At 66.2% G+C, this 15,269-nt stretch carries 12 protein-coding genes; 8 read left to right on the plus strand and 4 right to left on the minus strand.

Annotated features, from left to right (window positions below; all coding sequences use genetic code 11):
* The first annotated feature begins 93 nt into the window (after positions 1–93).
* The 3 genes from NKH51_RS08160 (at position 94) to NKH51_RS08170 (ending at position 4,308) form a co-directional block, all read left to right on the plus strand.
* Entirely contained in the window at positions 94–426 is a 333-nt protein-coding gene (locus tag NKH51_RS08160; RefSeq protein ID WP_254764804.1) for an outer membrane protein assembly factor BamB family protein, read from the plus strand.
* 84 nt (positions 427–510) lie between these two features.
* Positions 511–2,424 carry a DEAD/DEAH box helicase gene (locus NKH51_RS08165; RefSeq protein WP_254764805.1) on the plus strand — a complete coding sequence of 638 codons (1,914 nt, stop codon included), beginning with the start codon at positions 511–513 and terminating at the stop codon, positions 2,422–2,424.
* 114 nt (positions 2,425–2,538) lie between these two features.
* Complete coding sequence (locus tag NKH51_RS08170; protein WP_254764806.1) at positions 2,539–4,308, plus strand: helicase HerA domain-containing protein; 1,770 nt, start codon at positions 2,539–2,541, stop codon at positions 4,306–4,308.
* A 37-nt stretch (positions 4,309–4,345) separates the two neighbouring features.
* On the opposite strand, the gene NKH51_RS08175 is transcribed toward NKH51_RS08170, so the two are convergent.
* The gene (locus tag NKH51_RS08175; protein WP_254764807.1) at positions 4,346–5,470 is read right to left on the minus strand and encodes a DegT/DnrJ/EryC1/StrS family aminotransferase; all 1,125 of its coding nucleotides are present in this window, start codon (positions 5,468–5,470) and stop codon (positions 4,346–4,348) included.
* A gap of 232 nt (positions 5,471–5,702) precedes the next feature.
* Between NKH51_RS08175 and NKH51_RS08180 the strand changes: the two genes are divergently transcribed.
* Together NKH51_RS08180 and NKH51_RS08185 are read left to right on the plus strand one after the other, a co-directional pair.
* The gene (locus tag NKH51_RS08180; RefSeq protein WP_254764808.1) at positions 5,703–7,331 is read left to right on the plus strand and encodes an alkaline phosphatase family protein; all 1,629 of its coding nucleotides are present in this window, start codon (positions 5,703–5,705) and stop codon (positions 7,329–7,331) included.
* Positions 7,328–8,338: a lipid II:glycine glycyltransferase FemX gene (locus tag NKH51_RS08185; RefSeq protein WP_254764809.1), complete on the plus strand. Its 1,011-nt coding sequence runs from the start codon at positions 7,328–7,330 to the stop codon at positions 8,336–8,338. Before NKH51_RS08180 ends, NKH51_RS08185 begins: the two co-directional genes overlap by 4 nt.
* A 34-nt stretch (positions 8,339–8,372) precedes the next feature.
* On the opposite strand, the gene NKH51_RS08190 is transcribed toward NKH51_RS08185, so the two are convergent.
* Positions 8,373–8,663, minus strand: coding sequence for a MarR family transcriptional regulator (locus tag NKH51_RS08190; RefSeq protein ID WP_254764810.1), 291 nt, complete (start codon positions 8,661–8,663; stop codon positions 8,373–8,375).
* A 297-nt stretch (positions 8,664–8,960) separates the two neighbouring features.
* Between NKH51_RS08190 and glmM the strand changes: the two genes are divergently transcribed.
* On the plus strand, positions 8,961–10,286 hold the full coding sequence (gene glmM / locus NKH51_RS08195; RefSeq protein WP_254764811.1) for a phosphoglucosamine mutase: 1,326 nt from the start codon (positions 8,961–8,963) through the stop codon (positions 10,284–10,286).
* Positions 10,287–10,370: 84 nt separating this feature from the next.
* Here glmM and NKH51_RS08200 read toward each other — a convergent pair whose 3' ends face one another.
* Entirely contained in the window at positions 10,371–10,577 is a 207-nt protein-coding gene (locus NKH51_RS08200; RefSeq protein ID WP_254764812.1) for a DUF7563 family protein, read from the minus strand.
* Positions 10,578–10,969: 392 nt separating this feature from the next.
* Here NKH51_RS08200 and glmU point away from each other — a divergent pair, with 392 nt between their 5' ends.
* Positions 10,970–12,151 (plus strand): bifunctional sugar-1-phosphate nucleotidylyltransferase/acetyltransferase, encoded by a 1,182-nt coding sequence (gene glmU, locus NKH51_RS08205; protein ID WP_254764813.1) that lies wholly within the window; start codon positions 10,970–10,972, stop codon positions 12,149–12,151.
* Between the two features lie 359 nt (positions 12,152–12,510).
* On the opposite strand, the gene glmS is transcribed toward glmU, so the two are convergent.
* Positions 12,511–14,322, minus strand: a complete 1,812-nt coding sequence (gene glmS, locus NKH51_RS08210) for a glutamine--fructose-6-phosphate transaminase (isomerizing) (RefSeq protein ID WP_254764814.1) — start codon at positions 14,320–14,322, stop codon at positions 12,511–12,513.
* A gap of 628 nt (positions 14,323–14,950) precedes the next feature.
* Between glmS and NKH51_RS08215 the strand changes: the two genes are divergently transcribed.
* A complete protein-coding gene (locus NKH51_RS08215) occupies positions 14,951–15,133 on the plus strand; it encodes a DUF5786 family protein (protein WP_254764816.1) in 183 nt (60 codons plus the stop codon).
* The last annotated feature ends 136 nt before the right edge of the window (positions 15,134–15,269 follow it).

Genomic DNA, 15,269 nt, shown 5'->3' on the forward strand with positions numbered 1-15,269 from the left:
ACGAGTGGGAACTCGATCGAGAACGGCTCAGATGGCGGTACCAGACCGACGGCCGCGTGTCTGCGTCGCCTGTTCTCAGCGACGGACGCCTCTATGTTGGCAGTCTCGACGGCCATCTCCGATGGAACCGTCTACTTCGGGACGTACGGCGGGACGTTCTACGCACTCGAGACGGAGACGGGAAATATTCGCTGGACGAGCGAGAAACCGATCGGGACGATCAATTGCGATCCGATCGTCGTGGATGGAACCGTCATGGTCGGCGACCTCCGAGGGCACCTCCGTGCGTTCGACGCGTCGACAGGGGAGCAATTATGGACGTACCGAACCGGCAACGCGGTCCACTCGACGCCCGTCGTCACCGACGACACGATCTACTTCGGCAGTAACGATGGCTACATCTACGCCATCGAGCGAACGTCCTGAACGAGGGGCACCGAGCGAGGGTAACTGCTCGAGTCCGGCCGCCGAGCGAAATCGGTATACTCCCGCCGCCGCTACGACCGCGCAGTGACCGACGAACGTTCTTCGACGCCCGCCGACGAGCAGCGAAGCGAGTCCGCCGACCCGGCCGACGGTGAGGCGACCGACGCCGGCGCGGCGGCCGACGAGAACGGCGCCGACGAGTTCACCATCGCCGACTTCCACGACGCCAGCCAGCGCGAGGGCCGGCCCGTCCTGACGGCGGCAGCCGTCTCCCGCGCCCTCGAGGTCCCCCACGAAGAAACGAGCGACCGGCTCGAAGCCCTCGCCGACGACGGAAGCATAGAGCGCCTCTCGGTGTCGACCGATCCCGTGGTCTGGTACCCCAGCGAACTCGAGGACCTCACCGACCGCGAGCGGGTGGTCGTCTTCCCGAAGCGCCGCGAAATAATCGTCGACCGACCCGACCAGTTCACACGCGCGCAACTCTCGCAGTTCGCCCATCTGGCCGACGCCAACGGCGAGAAGGGGTATCGCTACGTCGTCCGCCCGGAGGACGTCTGGGGGACGCCCCACGACTCCTTCGAGGAACTGGCCCGGACGATGCGGCAGGCGCTCGGCCAGCGTTCGGAACGGCTCGAGGAGTGGGTCCACAGCCAGTGGGACCGCGCCCACCAGTTCCGGCTGACGACGCACGAGGAGGGGTACACCGTTCTCGAGGCCCAGAGCCCCGAAGTTATGGGCAACGTCGCCCGGCAGAAACTCGACGAGGAACACGTCCACGCACCGATCTCCGAGACCGAAGACTGGGTCCGCGAGGGGTCGGAGGCCGCCATCAAGCGTATCCTCTACGAGGCGGGCTACCCGGTACAGGACCACCGCGAACTCGCCTCGGGCGAGGCGCTGCCGATCGAACTCGGCGTCCGGCTCCGGGACTACCAGCAGACGTGGGTCGACCGCTTCGCCGAGGCCGGCGAGGGCGTGTTCGTTGGCCCGCCGGGCAGCGGGAAGACCGTCGCGGCGATGGGCGCGATGGCCCACGTCGAGGGCGAGACCCTCGTGCTCGTGCCGAGCCGCGACCTCGCGCGCCAGTGGGCCGACGCCGTCCTCGAGTACACCTCGCTCGAGGCCGACCAGGTCGGGCAGTACCACGGCGGCCGCAAGGAGGTGCGCCCGGTGACGATCGCAACTTACCAGATCGCGGGGATGGATCGCCACCGCTCGCTGTTCGACGACCGGGAGTGGGGGCTGGTGATCTTCGACGAGTGTCAGCACGTTCCCTCGGACGTCTACCGGCGGAGTACCCACTTGCAGTCCAAACATCGCTTGGGGCTCAGCGCCAGCCCGATCAGGGAAGACGATCGTCAGACCGAAATTTTCACCCTCGTCGGCCCGCCGATCGGCACCGACTGGGAGGCGCTGTTCGAGGCCGGGTTCGTCGCCGAACCCGAACTCGAGATCCGCTACGTCCCGTGGGGCGACGACGAGCAGGCAAACGCCTACGGCTCGGCCGACGGCCGCGAGAAGTACCGCGTCGCCGCGAAAAACCGAGGGAAAGTCGACGAAGTCCGCTACCTGCTGTCGGCCCACCCCGACTCGAAGGCGCTGGTCTTCGTCGATTACCTCGAGCAGGGGCGGGACCTCTCGGCGGCGCTCGAGGTCCCCTTCCTCAGCGGCGAGACGCCCCACCACGAGCGACGCCGATTGCTCGAGGAATTTCGCCGAGACGAGCGCGACCTCCTGATCGTCTCTCGAGTGGGCGACGAAGGGATCGATCTGCCGACGGCCGATCTGGCGATCATCGCCTCCGGGCTCGGCGGGAGCCGCCGGCAGGGGACACAACGAGCGGGCCGGACGATGCGTCCGGCCGGCGGTGCGCTGGTCTACGTGTTGGCGACGCGGGGGACTCGAGAGGAGGACTTCGCGCGGAAACAGCTCCAGCATCTCGGTCGCAAGGGGATGACAGTCCGCGAGCAGACGGTCGAGCGGGACGAGGACTGATCGGTTCGAGGTGCCGGCCGGTTCCGAACTCGAGCCGAGGCCAATATTCAAGGTTCCGTGTTCGGACTGTACTCATAGTATGAACGAATCGCGCGTATTCGAGGTGGTGCGACGGTGAGCGACGAACCGACGCAGCGCCAGATCCTCGTCGGCGAAACGGCCGACGGCGCGAACCTGAAACTACCGGTCGTCGAACTGCTCACCGGCCGGGGGTTCGTCACCGGCAAGTCGGGGTCGGGGAAGTCAAACACCGCGTCGGTCATCGCGGAGGAACTGCTCGAGGCCGGCTACCCGCTCCTGATCGTCGACACGGACGGCGAGTACTACGGGCTGAAAGAGGAGTACGAGATGCTCCACGCAGGGGCCGACGAGGAGTGCGACATTCAGATCGGGCCGGAACACGCCGAACAGATGGCGACGATCGCGCTCGAGGAGAACGTCCCCGTCATCCTCGACGTGTCCGGGTACCTCGACGAGGACGTGGCCGACGAACTGCTCCGGGAGGTCGCCCGCCAGTTGTTCGTCAAAGAGAAGAAGCTGAAGAAGCCGTTCTTGCTGGTCGTCGAGGAGGTCCACGAGTACATTCCGGAGGGCGGCGGCGTCGGCGAGACGGGGAACCTGCTGATCAAGATCAGCAAGCGCGGCCGGAAACACGGGCTGGGCATTCTGGGGATCAGCCAGCGGCCGGCCGACGTGAAGAAGGACTTCATCACGCAGGCCAACTGGCTGGTCTGGCACCGGCTGACCTGGGACAACGACACCAAGGTCGTCGGCCGGATCATCGACACCGAGTACTCGGAACTCGTCGCCGATCTCGACGACGGACAGGCGTTCGTCCAGACCGACTGGACCGAAGTCGACGTGCGGAAGATCCAATTCCGCCGCAAGCGGACCTTCGACGCCGGCGCGACGCCCGGCCTCGACGACTTCGAGCGCCCCGAACTCAAGTCGGTTTCCGATGCGCTCGTGGGGGATCTGCAGGAGATTTCCGAGCGCAAGGACCGCGAACAGGATCGGATCAACGAACTCGAGAATGAACTCGAGAAGAAAGAAAAGCGCATCGAGACCTTAGAGGACGAACTCTCCTCCGCGCGAGACGTCTCGAGTGCGGCCAGACAGATGGCCGACGCCTTACAGAACACGGAGACAGTCCAGTCGCAACTGCCCGGTGGGGGCGGCGAGGACCTGCGCCGGCTTCACGAGGAGATCGCCGAACTCGAGAGCGAACGCGACGACCTCCGCGAGACGCTCGAGGCTCGCGACGAACTGATCGAGGACCTCCAGGAGGAACTCGATGCGCGAGCCGGGAAACTCCGACAGCTCAAACAGGAGAACAAGCAGCTTCGCGGGATCGTCCGCGACCTCGAGCGCGAGCGGCCGTATCTGGACCCCGGCGAGGACGGGGAGAACGGCGAGGCCGAGGCTGGCGGTGGGGACGACAGCACCGACGACTCGGGAATCGTCCAGGCCGGCGGCGAGGCACACGAGTACGGGTACACGCCGGTCGGCGAGGGCGAGTCCGACGGGTCGGACGGTGACGGAGAGATGGACCCGACCGACGAGCCGGGATTCGTCGTCGCCGACGAGGAGCGCGACCTCGCCGATCTCCTCGAGGTCCCGTGGCTCGAGGAGCGAGTGGGGCGCGCGTGCGAGGGATCGCGGTGCTCGGTCGAGACGGCCGGCGACGTGCTCGCCGTCTTCGCCCGCGAGGGGCCACTCGAGACGGAACCCGTCGCCGCCGCGGTCGATCGATCGCCGGTCGCGGTCCAGAGTCTCCTCTCGGAGCTCCGGACGGAGGGGGTCCTCGAGCGGACAGACGAACGGACCTACGGGTTGAGCGACGACCTGCTCGCGGAGCTGACCGAGACCGCGGCGGCCGAGTGACCGCCGAGGGTGACTCGGGTCTCGATCGAGCGGCGGCTCAACGGTCGAGTCGATCGCCAACGGCCTCGATCGCCGACGTCTCGATCCCCTGGTGGACGGGGAGCGTGACGACTTCGTCCGCGAGCCGGTTGGCGGTCTCGTAGGCCTCGTTTCCGTGTACCGACTCGCGGAGGATCGGCCAGGAGTGAGCGCCGACGACGCCACAATCCGCGAGCGTCGACTGGAAGGCCGCCGGGTCGTCCGCGCGGACGGGGAACTCGTAGGGACTGATTCCTTTCGGAAGCCGGTCGTAGAGCGCAGTCACGTCGTCTCGGTCGTCGAGCACGCGCTGCCAGGTCCGGAAGTTCTCCCGCCGAGTCGCTCGAATCGCGTCCGGCTCCGCGGCGTCGGCGACGGCCTTCGAGAGCCTCGACATCGGAACTTTCGCGGCTTCGTACCGCGCTTCGGGGTCGACGCTCGCGGGGTCGTCCGCGCCGTTGGCCAGGAACGCCTCGACAGACCGATGGAGCGACTGGCTCGCCCCGAGGACGGTTTCGGCGACAGACGACGCCACGAACCGGCAGTCGGTGGCCGCGATCCGATCGGCGGGGCCGGCGAGCGCTGACGGTTCGAACGCCTCGCGGACCTCGTCGTCGGCACAGTAGAGGATGGCGCCGTCTGGGACCGGGAGCAGCTTTCGCAGCGTCGTGATCCCGAGATCGCCGACGGTCCCGAGCAGCGTTCCTTCGTCGACGCTCAGGGGCGCGTGCGCGTTGTCGTCGACGTGGTAACAGTCGTGTGTGTCGGCCAGAGACGCGATCCGCTCGAGGCCGGGTTGGGGGAAGCCGAAGTAGTTGACCGAGACGATCGCGGCGGTGTCGTCGTCGAGCCGCCGCTCGAGGTCGTCGAAGTCGGGCGCGAGCGTGGGTTCGATCGCGTAGAAGCGCGACTCGAGGCCGAGTTCGTGGAACGGTTCGACGACGGCGGGCGAGAGATAGGCCGGGACGAGGACGTTCTCGCCGGGCTCGACGAGCCCGGAGAGGCCGTCCCGGAGCGCGACCTTGCCGGCGCCGTAGTACGTGTACGCGACATCGGGGGCGTGCTGGTCGACGAACGAGCCGATACCGGGTGCCCCCGACCGCGAGACCGACGCGTCGAACACGGAGGGGGTAGCGGTGATCATGGCTTCGGTCGAGGCGTGAACGGCGCAGTGGGAACGATCATCGACGTAATACAGTATCGACCGACGCCTTAGTGATAGTGGCAATACTCCGAACGGACGAGCGTCAATCACCACTTACGATCGCCGAGACGACGGCGTTCGAATCCACTATCCAGTACTTATCGCCGACAGTGCAAGCATACAGCCGGCCAGCAGTTGCATAACAAAGCACGAGGGGGCGGACACCGCGTCCATGGCAGGTTCGACCGACGGAGAAGACCTTCGTCTGCTCGTCGTGGGGCTCGACGCCGGGTGTCAGCCGATACTCGAGCCGCTGTTCGAGTCGGGCGATCTTCCCACCCTCGAGCGGCTGTTCGAGACGGGGACGGCGGGACCGCTCGAGTCACAGATTCCGCCGTGGACCGCGAGCGCCTGGCCGTCGCTGTACACCGGGAAGAACCCGGGTAAGCACGGCGTCTACGATTTCCTCTCGTTCGACGGCTACGACTGGGACGTGGTCAACGCCTCGCACGTGCGGGCGCGACCGATCTGGGAGCTATTGAGCGAACACGGCGTTACGAGCGTCGTCGTCAACGTTCCGGTCACCCACCCGGCACGGGCGTTCGACGGGGCGCTGATTCCGGGGCTGACCGCCCCCGAGGACCCCGACTGTCACCCGACGGGAATCCTCGAGGACGTGAAAGTAGCCTGTGGCGGCGACTACTGGCTCTACCCACAGCGTAGTCCGGAGCCGGACCGATCGATCGAAGGGTACGAACGGACGGTCGAGCTCCGTGGGAAGGCGTTTCGCTATCTCACCCGACGGTTCGACCCGGAGTTCGGGTTCGTCCAGTTCCAGCAGACCGACTCGGTGTTTCACGAGCGCCCCGGCGACAAGCGGGCTATCGAAGCTGTCTATCGCGAGGTCGACCGACAGGTCCGCGAGACCATCGAACGGACCGATCCCGAGAACGTCCTCGTCGTCAGCGACCACGGCATGGGGAAAGTGACCGGCACCGAGTTCCGGGTCAACGAGTTCCTCCGGGACGAGGGCTACGTCAGCGCCAAGAGCGGCGGCGAGGGGATGCCGACCTGGTCGAAGGCCTGGGAGAACGACCTGCTCGAGGGGGCCGAGGCCGGCAACCGCGAGCAGAGCGCGCTCGAGCGGGCGATGAACGTCGCGGCGAAGTTCGGGATCACGACCCAGCGCGTCGCGAGCGCGCTCGACCGCGTCGGACTCAAAGAGCCGATCGGGACGCGAGTGCCAAACGATATGATCCGCGCGGCGAGCGAACAGGTCGACTTCCCCGAGTCGCGGGCCTACGTCCGCTCGAAGAGTGAACTCGGCGTCCGCATCAACCTCGAGGGCCGCGAGCCGAACGGGCAGGTCTCCGAATCTGCGTACGAGAGCGTCCGCGACGAGCTCGTCGACGAACTGTCGGCCGTCCGGACGCCCGACGGCGAACCGGTGTTCGACGCCGTCGAACCCAGAGAGACGTACTTCGAGGGGGAACACGTCGATCTGGCTCCCGACGTGGTGACGGTTCCCGCGGGGTTCGACAACGCGATCTCGGCCGACCTCGGAACGGGCCGATTCGGCGAGCCGATGGAGCCGTGGAATCACAAGCGCACCGGCGTCGTCGCGGCCGCCGGTTCGGCGTTCGACGAGTCGGCCGCGCTCGAGGACGCGACGATCTTCGATATCGCGCCGACGATCTGTTCGCTGTTCGACGTGCCGATCGACGCCGCGATGGACGGCGGCCCGCTCCCGATTATCGACGGGAGCACGGAGGAACCGTATCCGGCCTACGAACCGGCCCCGATCACGGCGACCGACGACGGTGCCGTCGAAGATCGACTCTCGGACCTGGGATACCTATGAGCATCGAAATACGCACCCTCGATCCGCAAGTGGATGCCGACGAGTGGAACCGTTACGTCGACCGATCGGACGGCTCGAACCCGTTCTTCCGGGCCGAAGCGCTCCGGCTGCAGGCCGAGGATACGAGAACAACACCCTATCTACTCGCCGGATTCAAGGGACAGGAGCCCGTCGGTATCTTTCCGATCTTCGAGTACACCAGAGGTCCGGTCACCGGCGTCTTCTCCCCCGCGCCACACTCGTGGACGTCGTACCTCGGTCCCGCGCTGTTGAACGTCGACAAGCTCAAACAGCGCAAGGCCGACCGGCGTATCAAGCGGTTTCTGGAGGGCTGTCTCGAGTGGATCGACGACGAGCTCTCGCCGCTGTACAGCAAGTTCGTCACCGCGGAGTTCGACGATATCCGCCCGTTCGTCTGGAACGAGTACGACGTCGAGCCGTGTCACACGTACATCGTGGACCTCGACGGCACCGAAGAGGAGCTGCTGAAGCGATTCAGCAGCGACGCGCGGAGTAACATCCGAAACGCCGACGAGGAGAGTTACACGATCGAAGAGGGCGACGGAGACGACGTCGAGCGGATCGTCCGGAAGGTCCGCGAACGGTACGAGAGCCAGGGCCAACCGTTCCATCTGAGCAGCGAGTTCGCCAGATCGACCTACGAGCAACTGCCCGACGGCGCGATCAGGCCCTACGTCTGCCGGGTCGACGGCGAGTTCCTCGGGGGGATCCTCGTCCTCGAGTCCGATCGGCGGCGGTATCGCTGGCAAGGCGGCGTCAAGCCCGATGCGGACGTCGATATCGCGATCAACGACCTGCTCGACTGGCACGTCATGCGCGACGGCCTCCGCGACGGGATCGCGGAGTACGACCTCGTCGGGGCCGGCGTCCCGAGCATCAACCGATACAAAGCGAAGTTCAACCCGCGCCTCGAGACCCACTACGAGATCACGTCGGGCGCGTTCGGGATCGACCTGCTAGTCGATCAGTATCAGAAACACCGGTAGCGCGTATCCTCGACGTTCCGTCCGAAAGGCCCCATTATTCCGCGATCCGATACTTCGACTGCCGGGCGTCCTCGAGACAGACCCGGCTGGTGACCAGTTCGTGATCCTCGAGCTTGCCGAGCGCGTAGCGAGCGGTCCGGGGGCACAGCCGCGTCTCGGCGGCGACCCCCTCCTGGGTCAGCGGCTGCTCGTACTCGAGGACTTTGTAGACGAGTTTCGCGCTGGGCGGGAGGTCGGCGAGGGCGGCGTCGGCCGAGCCGCTGGCCTCGTCGGTCGCCGCGTCGGCAGATCCCTCGGCTTCGGGTTCCGTCTCGGTCGCGCTCATCGCTCTCGACCTCGCTTGGCTGCCGGCGACTGCGATCGAAACGCGTGCGGTGCGGACATCATTCTCGCTCGAGACTACCGCAGTGTCTCACATATACGGCACCGACAGTTCAGAAATGCAGGCGGAAACTAACGATGTGGGCGATGGGTCGGTGCCCGGGTCAGCGGTGGCGGGAAACGGCCATCGATCGATGCTCGCGGGACCGACGCGGGACGGCCCGCCAGAATCACGACGCGGTCGGTCTCCGGAGCCAGTAACCCGTGCATAGTAAGGCGATCGGCCGCCTCACTGTTCCCCATGTTCGGAACCAGCGGTATTCGCGGACGGGTCGGACGCGACGTGACGGCCGAGCTGGCGCTGTCGGTCGGCCGCGCGGTCGCCTCGGAGGGATACGACCGCGTCGTCGTCGGTCGCGACGTTCGGGAGAGCGGCTCGATGCTCGTCGACGCGGTCGTCGCGGGCCTGTGTGAGTGCGGTGCGGACGCGCTCACGGTGGGCGTCGAGGCGACACCGACGATCGCTCGCGCGATCGAGCATCTCGAGGCTGATGCGGGAATCGTCGTGACGGCCTCGCACAACCCCGCAGAAGACAACGGGATCAAGCTCTGGAATCCGTCGGGGAAGGCGTTCGGGCCCGACCAGCGCGATGCGATCGAGCGCCGGCTCCGCGAAGAGGAGTACGACCTGGCCGACTGGGACGGCGTCGGCGACCGCCGCCACCGAGCGGGCGTTCGCGACCACCACGCCGAGACGCTCCGGGCGGCCGTCGATCTCGAGCGGGAACTGAGCGTCGTCGTCGATATCGGGAACGGAGCCGGCGGCGTGACGGCGTCGGTCCTCGACGACCTCGGCTGTCAGGTGCGCACGCTCAACGGGCAGGAAGACGGCTCGTTCCCGGGACGACCGAGTGAGCCGACCGCCGAAACGCTCGAGACACTGTCGACGCTCGTCGAGGCGACGGACGCCGACCTCGGGATCGCCCACGACGGCGACGCCGATCGGATGCTGGCGGTCGACGAGACGGGGATGTTCGTCCCGAAGGACACGCTGCTCGCGCTGTTCGCTCGAGAGGCGGCAGGAGAGGGGCAACGGGTGGCCGCCCCTGTCGACACCAGCCTCGCCGTTGACGACGCGCTGGCCGGCGTCGGCGCGTCGCTGACGCGGACGCAGGTCGGGGATGTCTACGTCGCGGAGCGAACGACGGAGTCCGACGTGGTCTTCGGCGGCGAACCCAGCGGGGCGTGGATCTGGCCCGAGGAGACGCGCTGTCCAGACGGCCCGCTCGCGGCCTGCAAGCTGACCGAACTCGTCGCCGAACGGGGGCCGCTCTCGGCGCTCGTCGGCGAGATCGACGGGTATCCGATCCGGCGCACGTCGCTCGAGGTCGAAGAGAAGGCGGCGGTAATGGCCGAAGCGAGCGAGCGAGTGCGGGACCGATACGACGAGATCGATACGCTCGATGGCGTTCGGGTCGAAACCGACGACGGCTGGTTCTTGCTCCGAGCGAGCGGCACGCAGCCGCTGATCCGAGTGACGGCGGAGGCGCGTTCGGCGACCGACGCCGACGCGTTGTTCGAGGAGGCACAGGCCGTGATCACGGAGATCGGCACGCCGAACGCCTGAGGAGAGCCGAACCGGGTTCGGAGGCGGCCGGACTCGCTGAGAACGACGATGTGAACGGCACGAGATCGACGGTGAAGCGCGTCGCTATCGTGCTTCTTTGGGGATGAAATCGGAGGTCTTCATCTCGCGGTAGGTGGCGCAGTCGGGACAGGCGTGAACGACATCGCGATTGTCTCCGAAAACGCGGGCGAACTGGCGGGTCACTTGGTTACCGCAGTTGATACATCGGGGGGCGCTCGTCTGTTGCCGGGACGACATTGGCGTCCACTTCGCGGATGGGTCCGTCGACATCACCAACCCGTAGCGACAGAAGGGTATTTACTATAGACAGCATAACCGTTGGCGCGAGCGGTAGTCGCGAGTTTCGGCCGGGAATATCACTGTGAGCTGACAATCCGCGTATCGAGAGTATCAACGCCTCGTTCGTGAGAAATACGATATTTCGACCGGGTAATATGGTATTGCACCCCCGGAATTTCGGGGCAACTCGTTGTCTTCGTGATAGCGGTCGTGACCGACTGCTCGAGCGACCCGCTCGCCAGGACTCGAGTCGACGGTCGTACGTGAACGGCATCGGCTTCGGAATCGCTCGACCACGGCCGACGGGACTCGAGGCGGTCGCCGGACGCGACACCGGTGTAACAGCTGTATAATTATCCACCGGATCGAGGTACGTAGCGGTGATGAAAGCCATCGTTCTCGCGGCAGGTGAAGGCACGCGGATCAGACCACTCTCTGCGGCCCGTCCGAAGCCGATGCTTCCCGTCGCCGACCGACCGCTCGCTGCCCACACGGTCGACGCCGCCGTCGACGCTGGGGCCGACGAGATCGTCCTGGTCGTCGGCTACGAGGCTGACACGGTCCGTGACTACTTCGATACCGAGTACCGTGGCGTCCCGGTCTCCTATGCCGTCCAGGAGGACCAGGCAGGAACGGCCGACGCGGTCAACGCCGCCCGCGATCACATCGACGGCCCCTTTGCCGTCCTGAACGGCGACAACCTCTACGATCCGGCCGCGGTCGACCGGCTGTTCGCCGAGTGTCCAGCGGTCTGTGCGATCGAAGTCGCCGAACCGAGTAACTACGGCGTCCTGAGCACGACCGACGGGACCGTGACCGACATCGTCGAGAAACCCGCCGATCCGCCGACGAACCTCGCCAACGCCGGCGCGTACGCCTTCCCCGAAGACGCCCGCAAGTGGCTCGAGGTGCCCGAAAGCGAACGGGGCGAACACGAGATCACGGACGTCCTCGCACGCGTCGTCGACCAGTACGCGGTGACGCCGGTGACCCTCGAGCGGTGGCTCGACGTGGGCCGACCGTGGGAGCTGCTCGAGGCCAACGAGTGGAAACTCGCCGCCCTCGAGCGCCGGATCGACGGCGATGTCAGCGATTCGGCCCACCTCGAGGGCGATGTCGTCGTTGAGGACGGCGCGTCCGTCGAGCCCGGCGTCGTGATCGAGGGACCGGCGCTGATCCGCGAGGGCGCCGAGGTCGGGCCGAACGCCTACGTGCGTGGCGCGACGCTGATCGGGCCGGACGCCGAGATCGGCCACTCGGTCGAGATCAAAAACAGCGTGATCTCGCGGGGCACCTCGGTCAGCCACCTCTCGTACGTCGGTGACAGCGTCCTCGGCCGGAACGTCAACGTCGGCGCGGGAACGAACGTCGCGAACCTCCGTCACGACGACGACGACGTTCGATTTACTGTCAAAGGCGACCGAGTGTCGACCGGTCGGCGGAAGTTCGGCGTCGTCGCCGGCGACGGCGTCAAGACGGGGATCAACTCGAGTCTCTCCCCCGGATTGAAGCTCAGCACCGAGGCGACGACGAACCCGGGCGAGACCGTCGAACGGGATCGGTAAGGCGTCGGTTCGCGCTCGCGAATCGAGCCGCTCGACCGCACCGCCCGTAGCTATCAAGTGTGGCCTTTATACCGCGGCGAACCCCTAGTCGAATTGGAGGGTATCGGTCGATACCCACGACTCCGGTCGCGTCGATACCGGAATCTCGATCGCCACAGTAACCCTCCACGTTCGATTCCGACATCGTTCGAGTACGGGTCGCTCTCTAACGACGCCGTGTGGACTCCGAGACTACGGGGGTGGTCTCGCGTCCTGCGGCCTCGAGACCCGTATTCGAGTCCGGATCGGGTCAAACGTTTCGTTCGTTGAGAGCCATCTCTCGACGGGAGCGCGAAAAAGACGAAATCGGGGCAACTGCCCTACTCGACCGTGACGCTCTTCGCGAGGTTCCGCGGTTTGTCGATCGGCCGATCGAGGAGATCGGCGGCGTGATACGAGACCAACTGGAGCTGAACGTTCGCGAGCAGCCCGGCTAGGTCGGAATCGGTCTCGGGGATCGCGAGGTGTTCGTCCGCGGCCTCGACGGCCGGGTGACCCTCCGGACAGACCGCGATGACGGGCGCGCCGCGAGTCTGGGCCTCCTCGGCGTTTTTCAGCGTCTTCTCGTCTTCCTCGCCGGTGAAGACCGCGAACACCGGCGTCTCGGGCGTGACCAGTGCCAGCGGGCCGTGTTTGAGTTCGCCGGAGGCGAAGCCCTCGGCGTGCTCGTAGGTGATCTCCTTGAACTTCAGCGCCCCCTCGAGCGCCACGGGGAAGCCGAGGCCGCGACCGATGAAGAAGTACGACTGGCTGTCCTCGTACTGTTCGGCGATCGTCTCCGCGTCGGACTCGGCGAGCAAGTCGTCGATCGCGCCGGGCATCGACGCGAGTTCGGGCAGCAGCGACTCGAGGTCGGCCGGCGGTTCGCCCTGCTGGTCGGCGGCGATGCGCTGACCGAGCAGCGTGAGCATGACGGCCTGCGAGGAGAACGTCTTCGTCGCGGCGACGCCGATCTCCGGGCCCGCTCGAATGAAGAGGGCGTCGTCGGCCTCGCGGGCGGCCGTCGAACCGACGACGTTGGTCACCGTCAGCGTCCGCGCGCCCGCGGCGGTGGCCTGTCGGAGGGCGCTCAGGGTGTCCGCGGTCTCGCCGCTCTGCGTGACCGCGATCACCAGGGTGTTGTCGTCGATCGGCGGGGCCGAAACGCTGTATTCGTTGGCCAGCAGCGCGGTGGACTGAATCCCGGCCTGGTTGAGCGTCAGCGAGCCGTACAGGGCGGCGTGATAGGAGGTCCCGCAGGCGACGAACTGGACCGACTCGATCCCCTCGAACGTCCCCGGTTCGAAGTCCGAAAGGGAGATCCGACCGTTCGTCGGATCGATTCGGCCCTCGATCGCCTGGGCCAGCGACGTCGGCTGCTCGTGAATCTCTTTGAGCATGAAGTGGTCGTACTCCCCCTTGCCGGCCTGTTCGGGGTCCCAGTCGACCGTCTCGGGCGTGCGGGTGACAGGGTTCCCCTCGAGGTCGGAAAACTCGACGCCGTCCTCGTCGACGACGACCACGTCGCCGTCCTCGAGGTAGACGACGCTGTCCGTGTACTCGAGGAACGCCGGCACGTCGCTGGCGAGGAAGTACTCGCCGTCTTCCATGCCGACGACGAGCGGGGAGCCCTGCCGGGCCGCATAGAGGACGTGTTCGCCCGACACCATCGCGGTGACGGCGTAGCTGCCCTCTAATTCGTCGATCGCCTGGCGGAACGCCGTCTCGCTATCGTAGCCGGCGTCGAGGTAGTACTGCACGAGGTGGGGGATGACCTCGGTGTCGGTGTCGCTGGTGAACTCGTAGCCGCTCGCCGCTAGGCGCTCTCTGAGCGCGGTGTAGTTCTCGATGATCCCGTTGTGGACGACGGCGACGTCCTCGCTCTCGTCCGTATGCGGGTGCGCGTTCGCGTCGGTCGGCGGCCCGTGGGTGCTCCAGCGGGTGTGCCCGATGCCGACCTCGCCCTTGAGCGGTTCGCCGATCGACTCCTTCAACTCCTCGACCTTCCCGGAGCGTTTCTCGACATCGATGCCGGAGCCGTTCTGGACGGCGACGCCGGCCGAATCGTAGCCGCGGTACTCTAAGTTCTCGAGCCCGGTCAGCAACGGCTCGAGAGCGTTGCCGTCACCCACGCGGCCGATAATGCCACACATCGGAGAATCACCGCCCGAGTGGTCGCTCGGGATGCTCGTCTCGTCCGTTCGGGGCGTCCGCTCCCGCAGCGGCCGCAACGCCGACTCGACTGGCTCCCGACCGGGATGAGAGTACTGACGAAGCGGACTGATGGTTCGTGGCGATTGTTCGAGATGGCAGACGGTACGCAACCATGAGCGAAATTCAAACCTCCCGAACCCATTACTATAGACGGACTACTGAACCCTGTAGCCACCGTGTACTCGGCTGCTGGCTGGCAGTGATCGCGAACGGCAGGTTTCGGAACGCGATGCTCGAGAGACGCTCACTGAAACACGACCAGTCGATTATTCCGGCGCTCGAGGCCCCGCTCGTGGGAACTATCACAGTCAGGGGAAAAGTACGGCGAACGAACAGCGAATCCTGACTCGAGTACGGAACGACGAACGACCAGTAGTCACGGCCCAATCAACGGTATGGGGACGAAACAGCTGCGTGGCACACAGCGAGTCGAATACTGGCGGTAATCACCGCTCGAACGCACGTAGACCTCGCCGGCGGCCGTTCCAACCCTACACCGGCGGGAGGCGTGTGCCCGGACGAAACCGAATCGCCACACCTTTTGCAATGGGTGGGGTGACACGGAGTATGGGTTTTGGTAGCTACGACGAGTCCGAACAGCAAGAGCAGACGACCGACGACGAAGACGTAGAGGCCGTCAACGTCCACGAGCACGAGCACCACGGCGAGATGTCGTTCGAGTCCGATGTCTCGACGGACGAGCTGGTCTCCCAGCTCGGCTCGATGAAAGACGACGAATCGGACGACTAGCGCTCTCCGACGGCGTGTCGGTGCGAGCCGCCGACACCCGGCCATCGGTGCGCTTCCCGACCGTGACTGGGTTGACGCGGTCGCCAACGCTGTTCTTTGTTTCGGACTGTCTCCGCACGCGCGAGAAACGGGTACT

Source organism: Natrinema marinum, from assembly GCF_024296685.1.
Classification (GTDB): Archaea; Halobacteriota; Halobacteria; order Halobacteriales; family Natrialbaceae; genus Natrinema; species Natrinema marinum.